The organism is Streptomyces brasiliensis (genome assembly GCF_014647875.1).
Lineage (GTDB): Bacteria > Actinomycetota > Actinomycetes > Streptomycetales > Streptomycetaceae > Streptomyces > Streptomyces brasiliensis.
Genome location: NZ_BMQA01000032.1, coordinates 1 through 23,251 on the forward strand (window position 1 = coordinate 1; position 23,251 = coordinate 23,251).

The following is a 23,251-nucleotide window of genomic DNA, read 5'->3' on the forward strand; positions in this document are numbered from 1 at the left end:
TCTCGATCCGATTTCCTCGGTGCTTTCCAGGTTCCCGCTCTCGCGTTTCCCTTTCCGGCGGTTCCGACTCTATCAGATCCTTTCGGTTCCGATTCCCAGCCGGCGGGCCCGTCTTCGCGGCTGTTGGGCCGTTCCGACGAGTGAGACTTTAGCGGATTCCCGGCCTCCGAGCTAATCGGGGGTCGTCGTCCTTTCGAACGCGGATTCCTCATTTCGCAAATACGCACGCCAAAACAACGCGACGACGGATCGCCGATTGCTCGGTGAGTACCTACGGAATGGCTGCCCGGGGACCGACCGGAGTCGGCGCTCACGTCGGACAACTCGGAGAACACTACGTATCCGGTCGGGGTGTGTCAACTCACCTCCGGACGACCCCCGGAGGCGTACTGTGGAACGCGTGATGACGCATACGTGCAACGACCAGTGGTGGGCCGCCTGACGGCGGCCGCGCTCACGTATGCACTCAACGGCCGCCGCCTCGGCGGCCGTTCTCGTATCTCCCTCCAGAGCTCTTGAGGGCCGGCCGCCCGGGGCGGCGGTCTCGACCAGGAGATGGAGTGGAGATGACACGGGTCTTCAGCGGGGTCAAGCCGACCGGGCACCTGACGTTGGGGAACTACCTGGGGGCGATCCGACAGTGGGCCGCCGTCGACCAGCACCGGTCCGACGCGTTGTTCTGCGTCGTCGACCTGCACGCCCTGACCGTGGACCACGATCCCGCGCGGGTGCGCAGGCTCAGTCGGCAGGCGGCGACGTTGTTGCTCGCGGCCGGGCTCGATCCACAGCTGTGCACGCTCTTCGTGCAGTCACACGTCGACGAGCACGCTCGGCTGTCGTACGTCCTGGAGTGCGTGGCCACGGACGGCGAGATGCGGCGGATGATCCAGTACAAGGAGAAGGCCGCGCGGGAGCGGGAGCGGGGCGGGAGCGTTCGGCTGTCGCTGCTGACGTACCCCGTGCTGATGGCGGCGGACATCCTGGCGTACGGGACGGACGAGGTGCCCGTCGGGGACGACCAGACGCAGCACGTGGAGCTGGCGCGGGATCTGGCGGTGCGGTTCAACCAGCGCTACGGGCACACCTTCGTGGTGCCGAAGGCGACGCGGCCGCCGGTGGCCTCGCGGGTGATGAACCTGCAGGACCCGATGTCGAAGATGGGGAAGTCGGACGACTCGGGGTCGGGCATCGTCTATCTGCTCGACGAGCCGGACGTGGTGCGCAAGAAGGTGATGCGCGCCGTGACGGACAGCGGGCGGGACGTCGTGTACGACCCGGAGGGACGGCCGGGGGTCGCGAATCTGCTGGAGATCCTGGCGGCGTGCACGGGTGGGAACCCCGGGGCCTTGGGCGGTGTATATGAGTCGTACGGCGCCTTGAAAAAGGACACCGCGGACGCCGTGGTCGAGGTCCTCAAGCCCGTACAGGCCAGGCACAAGGAGTTGTGCGCGGATCCTGTGTATGTGGAGGGGGTGCTGCGGGATGGTGCTGAGAAGGCCCGGGCGATGGCCCGGCCGACCGTCGACGCGGCCTATCGGGCGATCGGGCTGCTGGAGCCCTCGTCGGACCCGGTGGCGGAGCCTGTACTGAACGCCGCGCGGTAGGCACGTGGGCTGGTGGCGAGGCGCGATGCGAAGTGCTGGCGCATCGTGACCTCGCTGCCGAAGCCCGCACAGCGGGCGATCTCGGGCATGGGCAGGTCGGTGCGCTCGAGGAGTTTCTGGGCGGCGGCGATGCGCTGGTCGAGGAGCCAGCGGAGCGGTGTCGTTCCGGTCACCGCGGTGAAGTGGCGGGCGAAGGACCGCGGGGACATGCCCGCATGGGCTGCCAGGTCGGCGACGGTGAGTGGTTCGTGGAGGCGACGCAGGGCGTGTTCGCGTACGGCGGCCATGGCGTCGGCGTCGCGGTCCACACGCGGGGTGGGGTGCTCGATGAACTGTGCCTGGGTGCCGGTGCGGAAGGGCGCGGTAACCATGGAGCGGGCGATGGTGGCGGCTGCCTCGGCTCCGTGGGACAGGCGGACGAGGTGGAGGCAGAGGTCGATGCCGGCCGCGGTGCCGGCGGCGGTCCAGATGTTGTCGTCCTCGATGAAGAGGGCGTCGGGGACGACGGTGACGTGGGGGTGATGCGTGCGGAAGAGGTCGATCAGGTTCCAGTGGGTGATCGCTCGGCGGCCGTCGAGGAGGCCGGCCTGGGCGAGGGTGAAGGCGCCGCCGCAGAGGGCGGCGAGGGTGGTGCCGCGAGCGTGGGCGCCGCGGAGGGCGTCGAGGACGGGAGCGGGTGCGGGAGTGAGGTGGTCGTCGAGGCCGGGGATGACGACGAGGTCGGCTCGGTCCAGCCAGGTGAGGGTGCGGTCGGGGTGGAGTGCGAGACCGCCGCGCATCGGGATGGGGGCGGGTTCGGCCGCCACCCGGCGGAGGCCGAAGGAGGGGGCGCCGCGGTCGGTGCGGTCGGTGCCCCAGACCTCGGTGATGACGGAGACGTCGAAGGCGCGGACGCCGGGGAAGGCGACAAGGGCGACGCGGTACGGGGAGGTCACGTCGGGCTTCTCGGCTGACGTCGGGTCCGGCATCACGCCTGGCAGTAAACCATCGATCGGTGACTTTTACCCCTCTGGGGCGCGAGCGGCTCCGGCGGCAGGATCGAGGGCATGGAGATCGCAGAGAACGCAGCGCTGGTGGTCGTGGACGTGCAGAAGGGCTTTGACGAGCTCGACTTCTGGGGTCCGCGGAACAATCCGGGGGCGGACGACAACATCGCGGCACTGATCGGCACCTGGCAGTCGACGGGGCGCCCGGTCGTGTTCGTACGGCACGATTCGCCGAAGCCGCAGTCGCCACTCCGCCCCGGCTACGAGGGGAACGAGTTCAAGGAATACGTGCAGGAGCGGCGCGGGAAGGGGGCGGGAGGCGAGCTGTTCGTCACCAAGACGGTGAACTCGGCCTTCCTCGGGGCGCCGGATCTGGGCGCCTGGCTGAAGGAGCAGGGCATCGGGCAGATCGTGCTGGCCGGGATCCAGACGAACATGTGCGTGGAGACGACGGCCCGGATGGGAGGCAACCTGGGGTACGACGTGCTGGTGGCGTACGACGCGACGTACACGTTCGATCTGGCAGGGCCGTTCGGCTGGCGGCGGAGCGCCGAGGAGATCGCCCAGGCGTCTGCGGTTTCCCTGCACGGCGGCGGGTTCGCCCGGGTGGTGACCACCGAGGAGGTGGTGGGCGCGGCCGGGTGAGCGGCCGCGCGGCCGGGGTCAGTCCTTCTTGCCGGAGGCCAGTTCGCGGCTGCGGTCGCGGGCGGCTTCGAGGGCGGCGATGAGGGCTGCTCGCACACCGTGGTTCTCGAGTTCGCGGATGGCGTTGATGGTGGTGCCCGCGGGGGAGGTGACGTTCTCCCGGAGTTTGACAGGGTGTTCGCCGCTGTCACGGAGCATCGTGGCTGCGCCGATCGCGGACTGGACGATGAGGTCGTGGGCCTTGTCGCGGGGCAGGCCGAGGAGGATGCCGGCGTCGGTCATGGCTTCGACCAGGTAGAAGAAGTACGCCGGGCCGGAGCCGGAGAGGGCGGTGCAGGCGTCCTGCTGGGACTCGGGGACGCGGAGCGTCTTGCCGACGGCGCCGAAGATCTCCTCGGCGTGGGCGAGGTGTTCGGCGGTGGCGTGGCTGCCGGCGGAGATGACGGACATGGCCTCGTCGACGAGGGCGGGGGTGTTCGTCATGACGCGGACGACCGCGGTGCCGGCGGCGAGGCGCTCCTCGATGAAGGAGGTGGGGATGCCTGCGGCTCCGCTGATGATCAGGCGGTCGGCGGGGATGTGCGGGGCGAGTTCGTCGAGGAGGGCGCCCATGTCCTGCGGTTTGACCGTGAGGATCAGGGTGTCGGCGGTCTTGGCGGCCTCGGGGTTGCTGACCGGGCTGACACCGTGGCGGGCGCGGAGCTCATCGGCGCGCTCGGGGCGGCGGGTGGTGACGAGGAGGTCGGCGGGGGCCCAACCGGCTCGGATCATTCCGCTGAGCAGGGCTTCACCGATCTTGCCGGTGCCGAGGACTGCGACTTTCTGAGTCATGGCGAGGGATGCCTCCGGGGGTGCGTCGTCCGGGGTACATCGTCGCACTGGGGGTGTGGGGCGTGGGTGGTTGTCCGGTTGGCGGACATGGGTGGAGTGGGCGAGCGGGGTGATGTTGTGGGCGGGCGCGGGATCCCTCGGGCCCTTCGGATCCCCGGGTCACCGATCCCCGGTTCACGGTGTGCGGCGTCGCAGGGTTGCCGCGCCCAGGCCCAGCACCAGCAGGGCGCAGCCCGCCACGATCAGGGCGTCCCTGATGAAGGTGGCCGTCATATCGGTGTGGCGGAGGACCTCGTTCATGCCGTCGACGGCGTACGACATGGGGAGGACGTCGGAGAGGCCCTCGAGGACGGACTGCATGTTGGAGCGCGGGGTGAAGAGGCCGCAGAGCAGGAGTTGGGGGAAGATCACCGCGGGCATGAACTGGACCGCCTGGAATTCCGAGGCCGCGAAGGCCGAGACGAAGAGACCGAGGGCCGTACCGAGCAGGGCGTCGAGGAGGGCGACCAGCAGGAGGAGCCAGGGAGAACCGGTGACGTCCAGGCCCAGGAACCACACCGCCAGTCCGGTGGCCAGCGCCGACTGGATGATGGCGAGGACGCCGAAGGCGAGGGCGTAGCCGACGATGAGGTCGGCCTTGCCGAGGGGCATGGCGAGGAGACGTTCGAGGGTGCCCGAGGTGCGCTCGCGCAGGGTGGCGATGGACGTGACCAGGAACATCGTGATCAGAGGGAAGATCCCCAAGAGTGACGCGCCGATGCTGTCGAAGGTGCGCGGGCTGCCGTCGAAGACGTAGCGGAGCAGGAACAGCATCAGGCAGGGGATCAGGATCATCAGCGCGATCGTGCGCGGGTCGTGCCGCAGCTGGCGCAGGACACGGGTCGCGGTGGCCGTCGTCCGGGCAACGTTCAGGGCGCCGGTGGGGGCAGGGGTCGTCGTCGTGCTCATCGCGTCGTCTCCTTGGCGCGGCCCGCTGCGACCGCCTCGTCGACCAGGTGCAGGAAGGCCGCCTCGACGGTCTCCGACCCGGTGCGGGTGCGGAGGGCCTCGGGGGTGTCGTCGGCGAGGATCTCGCCCTCGCGCATGAGGAGGAGCCGGTGGCAGCGCTCGGCCTCGTCCATGACGTGGGAGGAGATGAGGAGGGTGGCGCCGCGGGTGGCGGCGATGTCGTGGAAGAGGTTCCACAGGTCGCGGCGCAGGACCGGGTCGAGGCCGACGGTCGGTTCGTCGAGGACCAGGAGTTCGGGGGTGCCGAGAAGGGCGACGGCGAGGGAGACGCGGCTGCGCTGACCGCCGGAGAGGTTGCCGGCGAGAGCGTCGGCGTGGCTGGTGAGGTCGACATCGGTGATGGCGCGGGTGACGTCGGCCTGTCGGCGTTCGGCGGCGGCGCGGCCGGGGTCGAGGATCGCGGCGAAGTAGTCGAGGTTCTGGCGGACCGTCAGATCGTCATAGACGGAGGGGGCCTGGGTGACGTAGCCGATGCGGGTGCGGAGGGTGGGGTGACCGGCGAGTCGGCCGAGGACTTCGAGGGTGCCGGCGACCTTGGCCTGGGTGCCGACGATGGAGCGCATCAGCGTGGACTTGCCGCAGCCAGAGGGGCCGAGCAAGCCGGTGATCTGGCCGCGTGGGACGGCGAATTCGAGGCCGCGGAGGACGGTGCGGGGTCCGCGTACGACGGTGAGGCCGACGGCCCTGACCGCGGGGGTCTCGGCAGGACCGGGCAAGTAATTCATCATGCGATGAATAATGCTCTGAGGGTCGGGACCCGTCAAGTGCCGGACGGGGTAGGGCTTAGGGGGTATCCGCCCGGGTTGCCCCACCGGGGTGCGCGATCGGATGCCGGCCTTCCGGGTCCGGACATGCGGGCGCGGCAGCCGCCGGAGTGGGTCCGGGGACTGCCGCGCGGGGCGAGGGGGTGAGGACGGGGTCAGGTGTCCAGGTCGGTCCGGGTGTTGAGGGCGACGAGAAGCATCACGTCGTACGTCTCCTCGACGATGCCGTCCGGGAAGACGTTCAGCAGGTGGGCGCGCTCCGCGTCCAAGAAGGCATCTCTGCTGCCCTCCGGGGCGACGAGGAAGGCCGAGTGGCTGCCGATGTTGGCGAGGTGCATGTCGAGCGTGATGCGGCGGCTCCAGCGGACCGTGCGGCGGGTGAAGCCGAGGCGGTCGATGAAGTGGGCCATCGCGGAACGCGCGCCGTCGCCGTTCTTCGCCACGACCCCGTCGACGCCGAAGTGGCTCTGGATGCGGTCCGCCTGTTCGCCTATCCACGGCACGTCGAGCGCGTCGGTGTTCCACCACAGCGCCAGCGCGCCGCCCGGCCGCAGCACGCGCAGTGCCTCCGGCAGAGAACGCTCCGGGTCGGTCCAGTGCCAGGCCTGGGCGTAGGTGATGAAGTCGGCGGTGGCGCCGGCGAGGGGCAGGGCGTTGCCGTTGCCGCGCACGATCGGCACGTCGGGCAGGCCGCGACGGAACTCGGCCGCCATGCCGGCACCGGGTTCGACGGCGATCACCCGCGCACCGCGCTCACGCAGCCGCGCGCTCGCGATCCCCGTGCCGGCGCCCACGTCCACGACCCGGGCACCGGTGAGGGAGCGGCCGGCGAGCTCTTCGAGCGTGTCGAAGAGGGCGGGTGGGTAGGAGGGGCGGTTCTCGGCGTACTGGGCTGCGGCGGCGTTGAAGGAGTGCGCGCGGGTGGAGATGAGGCCGGTGGTGTCGGCGGTACGGGAGGTGTCCGGGTCCGGGGTGGGCGGCTTCGTCGTCATACAGACATGGTCGTCCGGGTGGGGCGGAAGGGGACAGTCGATATAGGTGGGAGGTCGGTACCGGAGCGTGTCCGACGGGGTCTTCCGTCATGGCGGGACCGGCGACGGCTTGCCGGCTCCGGCTCCGGCTCCGGCTCCGGCTCCGGCTGTCGGACATAACCGGCCGTGATGCACCGCGGCCCGGGCGGCGGGGGCCGTTCCGGGCTACTTCTTGCGGCGCTTCTTCGACGGGTTGCCGGTGCGGCGGGCCGAGCGGCTCTCGTACTGACGGAGGGCCGACTCGTACTCCTCGCGGTGCAGCTTCTCGCCCGGGGCCTCGGTGAGGGAGCGGAAGAAGCAGGCGAGGAGCGAGCCCACGAAACCGATTGCCAGGAGGCCACGGAGGGAAGCCTGACGGTCGGGGTCGGGGCGCTTGGTGAAGCCGTCCCAGGTGTTGCGGAAGGCCATCGCGCTGCAGATCGCGAACATCACGACGACCAGGACGGTCACGAAGGAACCGGTGTCGGCGATCTGCAGGCCCTGGTAGGCGAAGCGCAGGACCAGGCAGGAGACGCCGGCCGCCACGAGCGAGCCGACGGCCACGCCGGCCCGGCGGGCGGCGTAGCCGTCGTCGTGGTTCACCCAGGACGTGCCGAAGAATCGGAGGGGCTCGGGCCGTGGGCCGCCACCCGGCTCGCCGCCGGTGGGGGCCGCGGGGGTGCCCGGGGTGCCTGGTTCGTCGCTCACGGGACGATTATGGCGCCGGGGTGGTGGGCTCCTGCATGGGGGTCAGCCGCAGGGTGAGGCGACATTGCCGTCGCTGCCCGTGTACACGTAGGCGTCGGACACGTACTCACCGTTGTCGATGTTGTCCCAGATCTTCGACGTGCCGTACGGACCCGTCACCGTCGTACCCGTCGTCTGGCAGAAAATCGGAACGCGCGCGCCTTCGGGCAGGACGCGCACGATGCCGTAAGTCGTGCCGGGACCACTGCGGACGTTCAGACGAACGCCCGGAGCGACCGGGTAGGTGCGGATCGTGTCCGCGTCGGCAACAACAGGAGTTCCCAGCACCATGAGAAAGGCGCCTGCTGCGCCTGCGAGTAAGACGGATCTGCGTCTGCGGGATTTCATTCCAGTCCCCCTCAGGAGTGTCGGTCAGGCGCACCGGTCGGCCACGTAGCCGTCGCTGCCGGTGTGCACGTAGGTGTCCGAGACGAACTCGCCGTTGCTGATGTTGTCCCAGATGTTCGACGTGCCGTAGTAGCCGGTCACCTTCGTGCCCGGCGTCTGGCAGTAGACCGGGACCCTGGCTCCCTCGGGCAGCAGCCGGACGATGCCGTAGCCGGTGCCGGGACCGCTACGGACATTGAGCCGGACGCCCGGTGCCACCGGGTAGTAGCGCACGGTTGGCGACGTCGCCGTGACGGCCTCTGCCTCGCCCTTGCTGTCGCCCTCTTCGATGCGGTCAACAGACATGAAAAACCTCCCCCGTTGGTCCCATGACTGCCATGGGACCCGTTGATTCCCCTGAATCGCGCGACGAAACGCATGTACGCAACTCGCACTCGGAGGCTAGCAAGCCGCCTCTGTCTCGTACGAGTCATCGACTAGGCTCCCTGCGTCGCGCGCGCGGATGAACAGCACGGGGGTGGTCCCATGGCGCCACGGTGGAACACCGGAGCGAGCGCGGAAGAAGAACTTCCCGAGTACGCCGGTCACTACCGCCTGGAGTCCTGCCTGGGGTCGGGTGGCATGGGCGTCGTGCATCTGGCCCGAAGCACCTCGGGGCTGAAGCTCGCGGTGAAGGTCGTACACGCCGAATTCGCCAAGGACCGTGAGTTCAGGGGACGTTTCCGGCAGGAGGTCGCCGCTGCCCGACGGGTCAGCGGTGCTTTCACCGCGCCCGTCGTCGATGCCGATCCGGAGGCCGACCGGCCCTGGATGGCCACATTGTTCATCCCGGGGCCGACCCTTTCCGAGTACGTCAAGCAGAACGGCCCGATGCCACCCGCGCAGTTGCGCCGGTTGATGGCAGGGCTCGCCGAGGCCCTCCGGGACATCCATCGGGTCGGGGTCGTGCACCGCGACCTGAAGCCGAGCAACGTACTGCTCGCCGAGGACGGTCCCAAGGTCATCGACTTCGGCATCTCCCGGCCGAAGGACAGCGAACTGCGCACCGAGACCGGGAAGCTGATCGGCACGCCGCCGTTCATGGCACCCGAGCAGTTCCGGCGACCGCGGGAGGTCGGGCCGGCCGCCGACATCTTCGCGCTGGGTTCTGTGCTGGTGCATGCGGCCACCGGGCGTGGGCCGTTCGACTCCGACAGTCCGTACGTCGTGGCGTATCAGGTCGTGCACGACGAGCCGGATCTGACCGGCGTACCGGAGAATCTGGCTCCGCTGGTGCTGCGGTGCCTCGCCAAGGAGCCCGAGGACCGGCCGACTCCGGACGAACTCATGCGGGAACTGCGTTCGGTCTCGGCCTCGTACGACACACAGGCGTTCATACCGGCGCAGCGGTCCGACGACAGGCCGAAGCCGGATCCCGTCGTGCCACCGGCGGTACGGCCCAGGCGTCGTCGCCTCAGCAGACGGGCCGCCCTCTCCATCGGAGCCCTCGGCCTGGTCCTGGCGGGTGCGCTTGCCTCGGTGGTGTGGCTCTTGAGCGACAGCGGTCCTATGCCGAAGGCGACCGGCGCCCAGGGCGCGCCGAACAGATTCGCCGGCTGGCAGACGAGACCGGGCGACGGAGGCTCGGGCACACCTCAATGCACATATGGGGCGGGGTACTTGATCTGCTCCCGTACCGGGTCGGTCTTCGCTCTCGACCCGGCCGACGGCACGGTTCTGTGGAAGCGCTCTGTCGCGAAGACCCACTGGAGCGGCCCGCCGATCGTGTCGGGCGGACTCGTCCAGTTCAAGGCGGACGGGCAGCGCCACGTGGAGGCGCTCGACCCCGTCTCGGGCAGAACACAGTGGCAGCGGGACCTGCCCGAGAACAACGAAACGGTGTACGCCGGCAACATGCTCCTGCTCCGCCGCCCCGACGGCACCGTCACCGGTGTCGACAGTGCCTCGGGCCACACGGAGTGGACCGAGCGGATACCAGGCCACGGTCAGCTGCACATCCACTACTTCTCGGGGGACTCGCTGGCATACGCGACGAGCACCTCGAACGACGGGGCGAGCACCCACGTCACCGCGGTGGATCCGGCAAGCGGCGCCCTACGGTGGGACACACGGTTGAAGGGGCTGCTCGAGCCGGTCGGTGCCCGCGCCGGGTCCGTCTACCTCCTCGCGGCCGACCCCGTCTACCTCGATACGAACGCCGTGGTCCGCTACGACGCGAAATCCGGGACGGCGCACCGGGTGCAACTCCCGGCACCGCGCCACGACGCCCAGGCCGCCGTCCGGGGCAACGTGGTCTTCCTGCTGGGCGCCGACGGCGCGCTCGATGGCGTCGACACCGGTGCGGGCAAACGCGCCTGGCACGTCGACACGTCTGTGAGCCGAGGCTCGGCACCGGTGGCCGACGACCGCCACGTGTACCTCACGGCGGCAGACGGGCGGCTCCTCGCCGTGAACGCCCGCGACGGACGGCCCATCGGCCAGACACCGCCCCGGCGGGGAGCAAGCGGGGACCGGGTCACCGCCGTGCTGCCGGCCCCCGTCATCGCCCACAACCACGTCTACGCCACCGCCCCCGACGGCACCGTCTTCGCCGTGGACGCGCGTGATCCGTCGGACTGGTGACACCGGACGCGGAACGCGGAAAGGGGCCGTCCCCATACGGAAACGGCCCCGATCCTCGTACGAACGGTCAGCCCAGCTTCGTGACGTCCCGCACCGCGCCCTTGTCCGCGCTCGTGGCCATCGCCGCGTAGGCCCGCAGGGCGGCCGAGACCTTGCGGTCGCGGTTCTTCGGGGCGTACACGCCGTCGTGGACCTGCTCGCGGCGGGTCAGTTCCGCCTCGTCGACCAGGAGCTCGATCGTGCGGCCCGGGATGTCGATGCGGATGCGGTCGCCGTCTTCGACCAGCGCGATCGTGCCACCGGAGGCCGCCTCGGGCGACGCGTGGCCGATCGACAGGCCCGACGTGCCGCCGGAGAAGCGGCCGTCCGTGATCAGCGCGCAGGTCTTGCCCAGGCCGCGGCCCTTGAGGAACGACGTCGGGTAGAGCATCTCCTGCATGCCGGGGCCGCCCTTGGGGCCCTCGTAGCGGATGACGACCACGTCGCCGTCCTTGACCTGCTTGTTGAGGATCTTCTCGACGGCCTCCTCCTGCGACTCGCAGACGACCGCCGGGCCCTCGAACGTCCAGATCGACTCGTCGACGCCGGCCGTCTTGACCACGCAGCCGTCGACCGCCAGGTTGCCCTTGAGGACCGCCAGGCCGCCGTCCTTCGAGTACGCGTGCTCCGCGCTGCGGATGCAGCCGCCCTCGGCGTCGTCGTCCAGCGCCTCCCAGCGCTCCGACTGCGAGAAGGCCTCCGCCGAGCGGACGCAGCCCGGCGCCGCGTGCCACAGTTCCACTGCCTCCGGCGAGGGGGAGCCGCCGCGCACGTCCCACGTCTTCAGCCAGTCCGCCAGGGACGGGCTGTGGACCGCGTGCACGTCCTCGTTGAGCAGACCGGCGCGGTGCAGTTCGCCGAGCAGGGCGGGGATGCCGCCGGCGCGGTGCACGTCCTCCATGTAGTACGTGCGGCTCTTCGCGACGTTGGGGGCGACCTTCGCCAGGCACGGCACCCGGCGGGAGACCGCGTCGATCTGCTCGAGGCCGAACGGGACGCCCGCCTCCTGGGCCGCAGCCAGCAGGTGCAGGATCGTGTTCGTGGAGCCGCCCATCGCGATGTCCAGCGCCATGGCGTTCTCGAAGGCCGCGAAGGTGGCGATGGAGAGGGGCAGGACCGTCTCGTCGTCCTGCTCGTAGTAGCGGCGGGTGAGGTCCATGACCGTGTGGGCCGCGTCGACGTACAGCTGCTTGCGGGCCGTGTGCGTGGCGAGGACCGAGCCGTTGCCGGGGAGGGAGAGGCCGATGGCCTCGGTCAGGCAGTTCATCGAGTTGGCCGTGAACATGCCGGAACAGGAGCCGCAGGTCGGGCAGGCGTTCTCCTCGATGTTGAGGACGTCCGCGTCCGAGACCTGCTCGTTGGCGGCCTCCACCATCGCGTCGATCAGGTCGAGCGTACGGACCGTGCCGTCCACGAGGGTGGCGCGGCCGGCCTCCATGGGACCGCCGGAGACGAACACCGTCGGGATGTTCAGGCGCAGCGCCGCCATCAGCATGCCCGGGGTGATCTTGTCGCAGTTGGAGATGCAGACCAGGGCGTCGGCACAGTGGGCCTCGACCATGTACTCGACCGAGTCCGCGATCAGGTCGCGGGAGGGCAGCGAGTAGAGCATGCCGCCGTGGCCCATCGCGATGCCGTCGTCGACGGCGATGGTGTTGAACTCGCGCGGGATGCCGCCCGCCTCCTTGATCGCCTCGCTGACGATCCGGCCGACCGGCTGGAGGTGGGTGTGGCCGGGCACGAACTCGGTGAAGCTGTTGGCGACCGCGATGATCGGCTTCCGGCCGATGTCCGCACCGGGTACACCGGAAGCGCGCATAAGGGCGCGGGCGCCCGCCATGTTGCGGCCGTGGGTGACTGTGCGGGACCTCAGCTCGGGCATCGTCACTCGCTCCTTCATGGACTGCTCTACAGACTGCGATGGAGACTGCGATCAGAGAGACTTCTGATTGCTCACGAGCGTACGCCGGTCATCCATGGGTCGGGACGCGCTGTCCGGAATACGGGACACATGTCTCGCCCCGCCCCCAGGCGGTCTCGGGCCGGGCGACGCGGGCGGTGACCCGTCAGGGACCGGTCAGGTGTCCCTGTACCACCGGCGCCACCCGCGCCACGATCTGCTCCAGATCCGCCGAGGCCAGCGGCTCCACCTTGATCACGTAGCGCAGCATCGCACAGCCCACCAGTTGCGCCGCCGCGAGCTCCGCGCGCAGCTCCGCGTCCGGCAGGTCCAGCTGTCCGGCGATACGGCGCAGCAGCTGGGCGGCGACCAGGCGGCGGAAGACGGCGGCCGCGTTGTCGTTGTTGACGGCGGAGCGGACGATCGCCAGCAGCGGCGTACGGGTGGTGGGGTTCTCCCAGATGCCGAAGATGAAGCGAGTGAGCCGCTCCCCGACGTTGTCCGGCGGGCCCTCGGCCACGGCCGTCGGCGCCTCCAGCGCGGGGGCGAACGCGACCTCGATGGCCGCCTCGAAGATCTGGTCCTTCGTGCCGAAGTAGTGGTGGACCAGCGCCGAGTCGACACCGGCGGACTTGGCGATGCCTCGTACGGACGTCTTCTCGTAGCCGCGCTCGGAGAACTCCTCGCGGGCCGCGGTCAGGATGCGGTCGCGGGTGTCGGCGGACTCGGTGCGGCGGGGGCGGCCGCGGCGGCGGGCGGTCGCGTCGGTACGGCCGCCGCTCGCATCCCTGGCGTCGGGGGTCGCACCTCGTGTGGTCCCGGTCATCGGCGGGGCACCTTCACCGCCGAGGCGAGGTGGAGGCGGGTGAAGGCCAGGGCCTCCGCCAGGTCGGCCTCACGTTCGGCGCTGGACATCGCGCGCCTCGTGTTGACCTCGATGACGACGTGGCCGTCGAAGCCGGTGTGCGCGAGCCGCTCCAGCAGCTCTGCGCAGGGCTGGCCGCCGCGGCCGGGGACCAGGTGCTCGTCCTTCGCCGAGCCCTTGCCGTCGGCGAGGTGCACGTGGCCGAGCCGGTCGCCCATGCGGTCGACCATGTGCAGGGCGTCCGTACGGGCCGTCGCCGCGTGGCTGAGGTCGATCGTGAAGTGGCGGTAGTCGTCCTTGGTGACGTCCCAGTCCGGGGCGTACGCGAGCATCTCGCGGTCGCGGTAGCGCCAGGGGTACATGTTCTCGACAGCGAACCGTACGTCCGTCTCGTTCGCCATCCGCCAGATCCCGGCGACGAAGTCACGGGCGTACTGACGCTGCCAGCGGAACGGCGGGTGGACGACGACCGTGCTCGCGCCCAGCTTCTCGGCGGCAGCGCGGGCCCGCTGGAGCTTGACCCAGGGGTCGGTGGACCAGACGCGCTGGGTGATCAGCAGGCAGGGGGCGTGCACGGCCAGGATCGGGATGCGGTGGTAGTCGGACAGCCGGCGCAGGGCGTCGATGTTCTGGCTGACCGGGTCGGTCCACACCATGACCTCGACGCCGTCGTATCCGAGACGCGCGGCGATCTCGAAGGCCGTCGCCGTGGACTCCGGGTAGACGGAGGCAGTGGACAGGGCGACCTTCGCATCCGGGATTCGGACGGGGACGTCCCTTGGTTCAGCCACGTTGGACAGGGTACGGGGTGTCATTGGTTCGGGGGTTGTCTGCCTATTCGCCGTCTTGGTGAGTGCGGATCCGCCCTGGCTGCTCGCGCCCACGCGGTGGTGCCGCATATCGATACGGCCCCGCGCCCCTTCGGGGCGCACCCCTGTGGGCGCGTGCTACGCCGTGCCCATGTGGTCCAGGCGCCGAAGGATCACGCCCTCCCGCAGTGCCCACGGGCAGATCTCCAGGTTTTCCACCGCGAAGAGGTCCATGGCCGCCTCCGCCACCAGCGCGCCGGCCAGGAGCTGGTTCGAGCGGCCCTCGGAGACTCCGGGGAGGTCCCTGCGCTGGTCGGCTGTCATGGCACCCAGGCGCGGGACCCAGGCCTGCAGGGACTCGCGCTTCAGCTCGCGTTGGACGTACAGGCCGTCCGCCGACCGTGCCGCGCCCGCGATACGGGCCAGCTGCTTGAAGGTCTTGGAGGTGGCGACCACGTGGTCGGGTGCGCCGAAGCGGCTGAACTCGCCGACAGTGCGGGCGATCTCGGCGCGCACGTGACGGCGCAGGGCCCTGATCGCCTCGGGCGCGGGCGGGTCACCGGGCAGCCGGGCGGCGGTCAGGCGGCCGGCACCCAGGGGCAGCGAAACGGCCGCGTCCGGGTCCTCGTCGATGCCGTAGGCGATCTCCAGGGAGCCGCCGCCGATGTCCAGGACCAGGAGTTTTCCGGCGGACCAGCCGAACCAGCGGCGGGCGGCGAGGAAGGTGAGACGGGCCTCTTCGGCGCCGGTGAGGACCTTGAGCTCGACGCCCGTCTCGGCCTTCACGCGCGCGAGGACGTCGTCGGCGTTGGTGGCCTCGCGCACGGCGGACGTGGCGAACGGCAGCAGGTCCTCGACACCCTTGTCCTCGGCCGCCTGCAGCGCGTCGTGGACGACACCGATCAGCTTGTCGATCCCCTCGGGGCCGATCGCCCCGTCATCGTCGAGAAGTTGGGCGAGGCGCAGCTCCGCCTTGTGCGAGTGTGCGGGCAGCGGGCGCGCGCCGGGGTGTGCGTCCACCACCAGTAGATGCACCGTGTTCGATCCAACGTCGAGGACACCGAGTCTCATGTACGGAACGCTACTGCCACCTGCGCGGTCAGCCGTCCCCGGAGCCGTGCTCGGCGTCTTACCCTGGACGGGTGCCAAAGACGAAAAAGGCGAAGGACCACAAGACAGCCAAATCATCCAGCGGTTCTTCGCAGGTGAAGCCGGCGAAGACGTCACCGAAGAAGTCGAAGAAGGCCGAGGAGTCCCTGGCGGCCGACGAGAAGGGGCTCGACTTCGCGCGCGCGTGGGTGGAGTTCCCGGATCCGGCGGACGACGAGCAGGTCTTCCGGTGCGATCTGACCTGGCTGACCTCCCGCTGGAACTGCATCTTCGGCAGCGGCTGCCAGGGCATCCAGGCGGGCCGCGCGGACGACGGGTGCTGCACGCTGGGCGCGCACTTCTCCGACGAGGACGACGAGAAGCGGGTCGCCGAGCACGTGGCGCGTCTCACGCCGGAGATCTGGCAGCACCACGACGAGGGCATGGAGCACGGCTGGGTCGCGGAGGACGAGGACGGTTCCCGTCAGACGCGCCCGTACCAGGGGTCGTGCATCTTCCAGAACCGGCCCGGTTTCGCGGGCGGCGCGGGCTGCTCGTTGCACATCCTGGCGCTCAGGGAGGGCCGCGAGCCGCTGGAGACCAAGCCGGACGTCTGCTGGCAGCTGCCGATCCGGCGGACGTACGACTGGATCGACCGGCCCGACGACACACGCGTGCTCCAGGTGTCGATCGGTGAGTACGACCGCAGGGGATGGGGCCCGGGCGGCCACGATCTGCACTGGTGGTGCACGTCGGCGACGTCGGCGCACGGCGCGGGTGAGCCGGTGTACGTCTCCTACCGTGCGGAACTGACCGAGCTGATGGGCAAGGCCGGCTACGACCGCCTGGTCGAGCTGTGCGAGGAGCGCCTGGCATCGGGTCTGCCCCTGCTGGCACCGCATCCGGCGGATCCGGTGGGCTGACGGACGGCCACTGGCCGAGGCTCCGACCGCGCCCACCGCCCGGATCTCTAGCTCCCGCCAGGACTCGGCTCAGGCCCACCACTGTCACTGGGCGGCGGGGACTGCGTCTCCGGGGCGGTCGGTGACGGGCTCGTCGGGGTCGGGGTCGGGTCTGTCGGAGTCGGGGTCGGCGTGGGGCTCGACGGGGGGTCGGTCGGGGGTGAGGTCGACGGTGTCGGGGTCGGGGACCCGGTCGACGGCGGCGGGCTGCCGGGGGTCGTCGGACCGGTCGGCGCGGTGCCGTACCCCCTGATCGAGACGACTGCGCCCGCCGGTGCCACGGCCACCTGCGCGCTCCAGTACCCGGCCGGTTCGCGCAGAGGGTCGACGTACACCTTGATCGTCAACGACTCGCCGGGGCGGAGGGTTCCCGAGGACCGGCTGAGGTAGAGCCACGCGGCCGAGGTGGACGCGGACCAGCGCACCGGTGCGGGGCCGGAGGCGGTGAGGGTGACGAGGGTGGTGTCGCCGCTGGATCCGGCCGAGACCGCGAGCCGGCCCTCGCCCTTCTTCCCGGCCCTCGAGACGCTGACGACCTCCACGGAGACGTCGGGCCTGCCGTCCTTGCCGAGGTCCACGCCCGGTTTCGTGCTGGCGTTCCCGGCGTTCTCGTAGCCGCCGACCGTGTCACCGCCGGGGCTGCCGGCACCGTCGGCCTCGCGCGCGGTGGCGGCGGGGTCGCTGGGCCCGTCACCGGCCGGCGAGCCCCGGTAGGCGGCCCACAGGGCGAGCACGGGAGCCGCGATGACGGTGGCGACGACGGTGGTCGTGACGGCACGCGCGCGTAGCCGGTCGCGGCGGGCCGCGCGGTCCTTGGGGTCCATGGGGAAGCCGCGCCGGTCGAAGCGCGGTACGGCGGTGCCCCGCGCGCGCGAGTGGTGCCCCGGGGCGAGGTGCAGGGCCGCGCGGGGCGCCTCCAGGACGGGCAGTTCGGCGGGCGTGACGGTGGCGCCGGGCCAGGTCCCCGGGATCGCGCGCTCGGCGGTGCGCCGGCAGCGCGGGCAGTCGTCGACGTGCCGGACGAGTTCCCGTCGTACGGCCGCGCTGAGGACGAGCTGGTGGTCGCCGGTGAGGCGGGCCACGCCCGGGCAGGTGCCGGTCTCGACGACGGCGAGCGCCGCGCGCGTGCGCTCGACCTCGCAGGCGGCGGAGGCGAGCAGGTCGCGGGCGGCGGCCTGGTCCATGCCGAGGACGGCGGCGACCTCGTGCGCGGCGAGGTGGTGGCGGACGGCGAGCTCGAGGGCCTCGCGCTGCTCCGGGGTCGTTCCGGCGGCCTCCGGCCAGGCCAGCAGGGCGAGTTCACGCCGCCGCCGCTCCTGGACCTCGTCGGGGACGGACGGTCCGGCGGGCTGCGGGGCGTGCCGGTCCGAGGTGCCGTCGCGGCCGGACGCGTGTGTGGCATGACGTTTCCGTCTGGCCTCGGCCAGCTTGCGCAGACACGCCCAGCGGGCCAGCGCGTACAGCCAGGCCCTGCGGTCACCGGCCGCCTCCGGGGCCCGCTGACCGCGCCGCTCGGCCAGCGCCAGGACGTCGCCCAGCGCCGCCGTCGCCGCGTCGTGGTCGCACAGCACCGACAGACAGTAGGTGAACAGGCCGTCCAGGTACGGCTCGTAGCACGCGGGCGGCCGCTGCGCCAGCGTGCGCGCCGCAGCGCGGTCGCGTGCCTCCTTGTGCGCCCGGTGTGCGCCGGTGGTGCGGGTCGAGGTGTGCGGACTGCTGCTCATCACCTGTGCGACCGTAGGCGGCGGCGGACGGGCGCTTCCGGAGCCTTGAGGACTTTTAATCCGTACGGGTGAAACGATCCCTCATAAGGGGACACAAGCCCTTCATTCCATGGCTCGATCGTGACCGGGATGGCCGGTTGCGGTCCACCCACGTCCGCCTCGGCCGCCTCGGCGCGCGCCCCCTCCCCCGCGCGCGGGACGACCCGGGTCCGGGTTGTCAGTGCCGGCGGCTACGGTTTCGTCCATGGCTGCGCGTACCAAGACCACCAAGGACCGCCCGTCCTACCGCTGCACCGAGTGCGGCTGGCAGACGGCCAAGTGGCTCGGCCGCTGCCCCGAGTGCCAGGCCTGGGGGACGATCGAGGAGTACGGCGCGCCCGCGGTGCGGACCACGACGCCGGGGCGTGTCACCACCTCCGCGCTGCCCATCGGCCAGGTCGACGGCAGGCAGGCCACCGCCCGCACGACCGGCGTGCCGGAGCTGGACCGGGTGCTCGGCGGCGGCCTGGTGCCCGGCGCGGTCGTGCTCCTGGCGGGCGAGCCCGGCGTCGGCAAGTCCACGCTCCTGCTCGACGTGGCGGCCAAGTCGGCGAGCGACGAGCACCCCACGCTCTACGTCACCGGTGAGGAGTCGGCGAGCCAGGTCCGGCTGCGCGCCGACCGCATCGGCGCGATCGCCGACCATCTGTATCTCACCGCGGAGACCGATCTGGCCGCGGTTCTCGGGCACTTGGACGAGGTGAAGCCGTCCCTGCTGATCCTCGACTCCGTGCAGACGGTCGCCTCCCCGGAGATCGACGGCGCCCCCGGCGGCATGGCCCAGGTCCGGGAGGTGGCCGGCGCACTCATCCGCGCCTCGAAGGAGCGCGGCATGTCCACCCTGCTCGTGGGCCACGTCACCAAGGACGGCGCGATCGCCGGCCCGCGCCTCCTGGAGCACCTCGTGGACGTCGTCCTCCATTTCGAGGGCGACCGGCACGCGCGCCTGCGCCTCGTACGTGGCGTCAAGAACCGGTACGGCGCGACGGACGAGGTCGGCTGCTTCGAACTGCACGACCAGGGCATCACCGGCCTCGCCGACCCGAGCGGACTTTTCCTGACACGACGTGCCGAACCGGTTCCGGGAACCTGCCTCACGGTCACCCTGGAGGGCCGCCGCCCGCTGGTCGCCGAGGTGCAGGCACTGACCGTCGACTCGCAGATCCCCTCTCCGCGCCGTACGACGTCGGGGCTGGAGACGTCCCGGGTCTCGATGATGCTGGCGGTCCTCGAGCAGCGCGGCCGGATCAGCGCGCTCGGCAAGCGGGACATCTACTCGGCGACGGTCGGCGGTGTGAAGCTCTCGGAGCCCGCCGCGGACCTCGCCGTCGCGCTCGCCCTGGCGTCGGCCGCCAGTGACACCCCGCTGCCGAAGAACCTCGTCGCGATCGGCGAGGTCGGCCTCGCGGGCGAGGTGAGACGGGTCACGGGCGTGCAGCGCAGACTCGCGGAGGCGCACCGCCTCGGCTTCACGCACGCGCTCGTGCCGGGCGACCCGGGCAAGATCCCTCCCGGCATGAAGGTCCTGGAAGTGGCCGACATAGGGGACGCGCTCAGGGTGCTGCCGCGCTCCCGTCGCCGAGACGCCCCACGGGAGGACGAGGACCGCCGGTAGACTTTGCCCTGGTCTCGCCCGTCCGTACGAACCGAGTGCGCGCACGGGAGCACCCCAGAACCTGCGACCGGAGGAGTGCAGTGGCAGCCAACGACCGGGCAGCAGCTCCCGGAAAGTCCGGTGGGAGTGCCGGTTCCGATGGCCTGATGCGCGCCTCGCTGAGCGCCGTGGCACCCGGTACGGGCTTGCGTGACGGCCTCGAGCGGGTTCTGCGCGGCAACACCGGCGGTCTGATCGTGCTCGGCTGCGACAAGACGGTCGAGACGATGTGCACGGGCGGCTTCGTCCTGGACGTCGAGTTCAGCGCGACCCGGCTGCGCGAGCTGTGCAAGCTGGACGGCGGCATCGTGCTCTCCTCCGATCTGTCGAAGATCCTGCGGGCCGGCGTGCAGCTGGTCCCGGACCCGACGATCCCCACGGAGGAGACGGGCACCCGGCACCGCACGGCGGACCGCGTCTCCAAGCAGGTCGGCTTCCCCGTGGTCTCCGTCTCCCAGTCGATGCGGCTGATCGCGCTGTACGTCGACGGGCAGCGCCGTGTCCTGGAGGACTCGGCCGCGATCCTGTCCCGTGCGAACCAGGCGCTGGCCACCCTGGAGCGCTACAAGCTCCGCCTGGACGAGGTCGCGGGCACGCTGTCGGCGCTGGAGATCGAGGACCTGGTCACGGTCCGCGACGTCTCCGCGGTGGCGCAGCGCCTGGAGATGGTCCGCCGTATCGCGACGGAGATCGCCGAGTACGTGGTGGAGCTGGGCACGGACGGGCGCCTGCTCGCCCTCCAGCTGGACGAGCTGATCGCGGGCGTCGAGCCGGAGCGCGAGCTGGTCGTCCGGGACTACGTCCCCGAGCCCACGGCGAAACGCTCTCGCACGGTCGAGGAGGCCCTGTCCGAGCTGGACGCCCACGGCCACGGCGAACTCCTCGAACTCGCCACGGTGGCCCGGGCCCTGGGCTACACCGGCTCCCCCGAGGCCCTCGACTCGGCGGTCTCCCCCCGCGGCTTCCGCCTCCTGGCCAAGGTCCCCCGCCTGCCCGGCGCGATCATCGACCGCCTGGTGGAACACTTCGGTGGCCTGCAGAAACTCCTGGCAGCCAGCGTCGACGACCTCCAGACGGTCGACGGAGTGGGCGAGGCACGTGCCCGCAGCGTCAGGGAGGGCCTGTCGAGACTGGCGGAGTCGTCGATCCTGGAACGCTACGTCTGAGCTCCGCAGGCAGCCTGCATACCCGCCGTAGCTGCGGGCAGTCTCCCCAGTGGCCTGGGCGGACCCCAGGCGGCACGGGTGGGCGATGGAGGTCCCCCGCTCGAGCGAAGCCGAGAGCGGGGAGCACGCCGCCGGCGCGGGCGAGCGAGACCCACCCCGCCCAGCCACAGCGCCGGGCGCCCAGTGCTGTGGCCGGGAAGGTTTGCCGGGAAGCTCGCGGCGTCCGGTGCGGTCCATCTCAAGGCGGAGCGTCACCCGCGTACTGGATGTACTCGGGTGAGGCGACAACGCCGCGAGGTGCCGTGCCGGGCGTCGCGAGCCGGTGAACCCTTCCGGTCACGGCACTAGTCAGCCGCCAGCACGAACGACGTCTGCATCTTCGGGAACCCCGCAGCCGACGCCTCCAGCAGATACGTCCCCGCCCCGGCCGACCCCGCCGGAGGCGTGGCGCACTGTGCGGCGCTCGGCTTCCGGTCCCACTTCACCGTGTACGTGATGCTGCTCCCCGCCGGCACCCGGTACATCCGGTTCCCGGAGACCTTCGGACAGTCGGCGGACGACCAGTAGTCGTCACTGCTGTCGGCCTGAGTGACCGTCAACACCGCCTGCTTGGGCCCGAGATCGATCTTGCAGTCGCTCCCGGACTTGTTCTTCGCGGTGAGTTCGAACGCGGGCGTCTGGTCGGGCGAGTAGGAGTTGTGGACGCTCCGCAGGCTCAACGTCACAGACCCGGCAGTGCAGTTGGGCAGCACCGACGACGCCGGCACCTGGTCGCCCGAACTGACCCCACCGGCAGACCCGGCACCCGCACCACCCCCGGCACCGGCTCCGGCACCCGCACCACCCCCGGCCCCCGGAGAACCGCTCCCGTCACCCGACCCGTCGTCCGCACCGTCACCGGAGCCGCCCGACCCGGCACCGCCCCCACCGGTACCCCCGCCGCTCGACTCGTCACGCCCGCCCGGGTGTTGGCTTATCGCCGGCCCGGAACCGGTCGGCCCCGGCGTGATCGTGGACACGGGATTCTTGCCGTTGGTCCCGTCGGCGCTGTTCTTGCCGCCCCCGCCGCCACCGGACGTGACGATCCACACGGTCAGCAGCGCCAGCACGGCGACCACCGACAGCATGACGGCCCTCCGTCGCCAGTAGATGGAGGAGGGAAGCGGCCCGACAGGATTGCGCAGAGATCCCACGGCGCAAACTGTACGAGAGATCGGCGCGCTTGCTTGCGCCACCCGCCGCCTCGGCTCAACTTTTCCGGATCATCATCACGGCAACTGCCCTGAGAGCGCCCACCCTTCGCGTTACCGCTGCGCCCGTCCCGGCGGTGCCACGGACCGCTCCCGCCCATCCCGTGGCAGGATCGGGAGGGCCATGACTGAGAAGCTCCACGCCCCCGTGATCGCCTGGTTCGACGTCCATGCCCGCGACCTCCCCTGGCGCCGCCCGGAGGCGGGCCCCTGGGGCGTGATGGTCAGCGAGTTCATGCTCCAGCAGACGCCGGTCAACCGGGTGCTGCCCGTCTACGAACAGTGGCTGGCCCGCTGGCCGCGCCCCGCGGACCTCGCCGAGGAACCGCCCGGCGAGGCCGTCCGTGCCTGGGGCCGGCTCGGCTACCCGCGCCGCGCCCTGCGCCTGCACGGCGCCGCGGTCGCTATAACGGAACGGCACGACGGCGACGTACCGACGGACCACGCGCAGCTGCTCGCGCTGCCCGGCATCGGCGAGTACACGGCCGCTGCGGTGGCCTCCTTCGCCTACGGCCAGCGCCACGCCGTCCTCGACACCAACGTCCGCCGGGTCTTCGCGCGGGCGGTCACCGGCGTGCAGTACCCGCCGAACGCCACCACGGCCGCGGAGCGCAAGCTGGCCCGCGAACTGCTGCCCGAGGACGAGAAGACGGCCGCGCGCTGGGCCGCCGCCTCGATGGAACTGGGCGCCCTGGTGTGCACGGCGAAGAACGAGACCTGCGGGCGCTGCCCGATCGCGGACCTGTGCGAGTGGCAGCTCGCGGGCAAGCCGGAGCACGAGGGTCCGCCGCGCCGCGGGCAGACGTACGCCGGGACCGACCGCCAGGTGCGCGGCAAGCTGCTCGCCGTACTGCGCGAGGCGCACGGGCCCGTACCGCAGGCATCGCTCGACCGCGTCTGGCACGAGCCGGTGCAACGGGCCCGGGCACTGGACGGACTCGTCTCGGACGGTCTGGTGGAGCCGTTGGCCGGCGGTATGTATCGACTCCCACTGAGCGGACACATCGCCACATAGCGGGACGAACAACCAACTGCCCTTACCCTGCCCCTACTTCCGTTACACAACCGACGGACAGCCGAGTGCTAGCCGCAGGCTGCTTCGGACAGCCCCGTGACAACAACTCCGTAGCTTCATTTCTGTGCCCGAACGACCACGGGACCGCAGGAACGACAGGCACAGGGCCGGAGA

The 23,251-nt window shown here is 71.0% G+C and carries 21 protein-coding genes; 7 read left to right on the plus strand and 14 right to left on the minus strand.

Annotated features, from left to right (window positions below; genetic code table 11):
* The first annotated feature begins 566 nt into the window (after nt 1-566).
* Nucleotides 567-1,604 carry a tryptophan--tRNA ligase gene (gene trpS, locus IEZ19_RS33120; protein WP_189315007.1) on the plus strand — a complete coding sequence of 346 codons (1,038 nt, stop codon included), beginning with the start codon at nt 567-569 and terminating at the stop codon, nt 1,602-1,604.
* Here the strand turns inward: trpS and IEZ19_RS33125 are convergent.
* Nucleotides 1,532-2,572, minus strand: coding sequence for a GlxA family transcriptional regulator (locus tag IEZ19_RS33125; RefSeq protein ID WP_189315008.1), 1,041 nt, complete (start codon nt 2,570-2,572; stop codon nt 1,532-1,534). The genes trpS and IEZ19_RS33125 overlap by 73 nt on opposite strands.
* A 78-nt stretch (nt 2,573-2,650) precedes the next feature.
* On the opposite strand from IEZ19_RS33125, the gene IEZ19_RS33130 reads away from it, so the two are divergent.
* Entirely contained in the window at nt 2,651-3,235 is a 585-nt protein-coding gene (locus IEZ19_RS33130) for a cysteine hydrolase family protein (RefSeq protein WP_189315009.1), read from the plus strand.
* 18 nt (nt 3,236-3,253) lie between these two features.
* On the opposite strand, the gene proC is transcribed toward IEZ19_RS33130, so the two are convergent.
* From proC to IEZ19_RS33165, 7 genes are all read right to left on the minus strand, one after another.
* Entirely contained in the window at nt 3,254-4,066 is an 813-nt protein-coding gene (gene proC / locus IEZ19_RS33135) for a pyrroline-5-carboxylate reductase (RefSeq protein WP_189315010.1), read from the minus strand.
* 174 nt (nt 4,067-4,240) lie between these two features.
* Nucleotides 4,241-5,014 carry an ABC transporter permease gene (locus IEZ19_RS33140; RefSeq protein WP_189315011.1) on the minus strand — a complete coding sequence of 258 codons (774 nt, stop codon included), beginning with the start codon at nt 5,012-5,014 and terminating at the stop codon, nt 4,241-4,243.
* Nucleotides 5,011-5,802, minus strand: coding sequence for an ABC transporter ATP-binding protein (locus IEZ19_RS33145; RefSeq protein ID WP_189315012.1), 792 nt, complete (start codon nt 5,800-5,802; stop codon nt 5,011-5,013). Before IEZ19_RS33145 ends, IEZ19_RS33140 begins: the two co-directional genes overlap by 4 nt.
* 191 nt (nt 5,803-5,993) lie before the next feature.
* The gene (locus IEZ19_RS33150) at nt 5,994-6,830 is read right to left on the minus strand and encodes a class I SAM-dependent methyltransferase (protein WP_189315013.1); all 837 of its coding nucleotides are present in this window, start codon (nt 6,828-6,830) and stop codon (nt 5,994-5,996) included.
* Between the two features lie 204 nt (nt 6,831-7,034).
* Nucleotides 7,035-7,556 (minus strand): EamA/RhaT family transporter, encoded by a 522-nt coding sequence (locus IEZ19_RS33155; protein ID WP_189315014.1) that lies wholly within the window; start codon nt 7,554-7,556, stop codon nt 7,035-7,037.
* Between the two features lie 42 nt (nt 7,557-7,598).
* Nucleotides 7,599-7,886 (minus strand): SH3 domain-containing protein, encoded by a 288-nt coding sequence (locus IEZ19_RS33160; RefSeq protein ID WP_229841145.1) that lies wholly within the window; start codon nt 7,884-7,886, stop codon nt 7,599-7,601.
* An 81-nt stretch (nt 7,887-7,967) separates the two neighbouring features.
* A complete protein-coding gene (locus IEZ19_RS33165) occupies nt 7,968-8,288 on the minus strand; it encodes an SH3 domain-containing protein (protein ID WP_189315016.1) in 321 nt (106 codons plus the stop codon).
* A 180-nt stretch (nt 8,289-8,468) separates the two neighbouring features.
* On the opposite strand from IEZ19_RS33165, the gene IEZ19_RS33170 reads away from it, so the two are divergent.
* Nucleotides 8,469-10,565, plus strand: a complete 2,097-nt coding sequence (locus IEZ19_RS33170) for a protein kinase domain-containing protein (protein ID WP_189315017.1) — start codon at nt 8,469-8,471, stop codon at nt 10,563-10,565.
* A 67-nt stretch (nt 10,566-10,632) separates the two neighbouring features.
* On the opposite strand, the gene ilvD is transcribed toward IEZ19_RS33170, so the two are convergent.
* The 4 genes from ilvD to IEZ19_RS33190 form a co-directional block, all read right to left on the minus strand.
* Nucleotides 10,633-12,486, minus strand: coding sequence for a dihydroxy-acid dehydratase (gene ilvD / locus IEZ19_RS33175; RefSeq protein ID WP_189315018.1), 1,854 nt, complete (start codon nt 12,484-12,486; stop codon nt 10,633-10,635).
* Nucleotides 12,487-12,670: 184 nt separating this feature from the next.
* Complete coding sequence (locus IEZ19_RS33180; protein ID WP_189315019.1) at nt 12,671-13,330, minus strand: TetR/AcrR family transcriptional regulator; 660 nt, start codon at nt 13,328-13,330, stop codon at nt 12,671-12,673.
* Nucleotides 13,327-14,184, minus strand: coding sequence for a sugar phosphate isomerase/epimerase family protein (locus IEZ19_RS33185; RefSeq protein WP_189315020.1), 858 nt, complete (start codon nt 14,182-14,184; stop codon nt 13,327-13,329). Before IEZ19_RS33185 ends, IEZ19_RS33180 begins: the two co-directional genes overlap by 4 nt.
* Before the next feature lie 132 nt (nt 14,185-14,316).
* Nucleotides 14,317-15,249 carry a Ppx/GppA family phosphatase gene (locus IEZ19_RS33190; protein ID WP_189315021.1) on the minus strand — a complete coding sequence of 311 codons (933 nt, stop codon included), beginning with the start codon at nt 15,247-15,249 and terminating at the stop codon, nt 14,317-14,319.
* 71 nt (nt 15,250-15,320) lie between these two features.
* Here IEZ19_RS33190 and IEZ19_RS33195 point away from each other — a divergent pair, with 71 nt between their 5' ends.
* Entirely contained in the window at nt 15,321-16,190 is an 870-nt protein-coding gene (locus IEZ19_RS33195) for a DUF3109 family protein (RefSeq protein WP_189315022.1), read from the plus strand.
* Nucleotides 16,191-16,237: 47 nt separating this feature from the next.
* Here IEZ19_RS33195 and IEZ19_RS33200 read toward each other — a convergent pair whose 3' ends face one another.
* The gene (locus IEZ19_RS33200) at nt 16,238-17,956 is read right to left on the minus strand and encodes a BACON domain-containing protein (RefSeq protein ID WP_189315023.1); all 1,719 of its coding nucleotides are present in this window, start codon (nt 17,954-17,956) and stop codon (nt 16,238-16,240) included.
* 241 nt (nt 17,957-18,197) lie between these two features.
* Here IEZ19_RS33200 and radA point away from each other — a divergent pair, with 241 nt between their 5' ends.
* Both radA and disA read left to right on the plus strand, forming a co-directional pair.
* Nucleotides 18,198-19,607 (plus strand): DNA repair protein RadA, encoded by a 1,410-nt coding sequence (radA, locus tag IEZ19_RS33205; protein ID WP_189315024.1) that lies wholly within the window; start codon nt 18,198-18,200, stop codon nt 19,605-19,607.
* A gap of 80 nt (nt 19,608-19,687) precedes the next feature.
* Nucleotides 19,688-20,812 carry a DNA integrity scanning diadenylate cyclase DisA gene (gene disA, locus IEZ19_RS33210; protein WP_189315025.1) on the plus strand — a complete coding sequence of 375 codons (1,125 nt, stop codon included), beginning with the start codon at nt 19,688-19,690 and terminating at the stop codon, nt 20,810-20,812.
* Between the two features lie 344 nt (nt 20,813-21,156).
* On the opposite strand, the gene IEZ19_RS33215 is transcribed toward disA, so the two are convergent.
* Nucleotides 21,157-22,005 carry a hypothetical protein gene (locus IEZ19_RS33215; protein ID WP_189315026.1) on the minus strand — a complete coding sequence of 283 codons (849 nt, stop codon included), beginning with the start codon at nt 22,003-22,005 and terminating at the stop codon, nt 21,157-21,159.
* 181 nt (nt 22,006-22,186) lie between these two features.
* Here IEZ19_RS33215 and IEZ19_RS33220 point away from each other — a divergent pair, with 181 nt between their 5' ends.
* The gene (locus IEZ19_RS33220) at nt 22,187-23,077 is read left to right on the plus strand and encodes an iron-sulfur binding domain-containing protein (RefSeq protein WP_189315027.1); all 891 of its coding nucleotides are present in this window, start codon (nt 22,187-22,189) and stop codon (nt 23,075-23,077) included.
* Nucleotides 23,078-23,251: the final 174 nt, after the last annotated feature.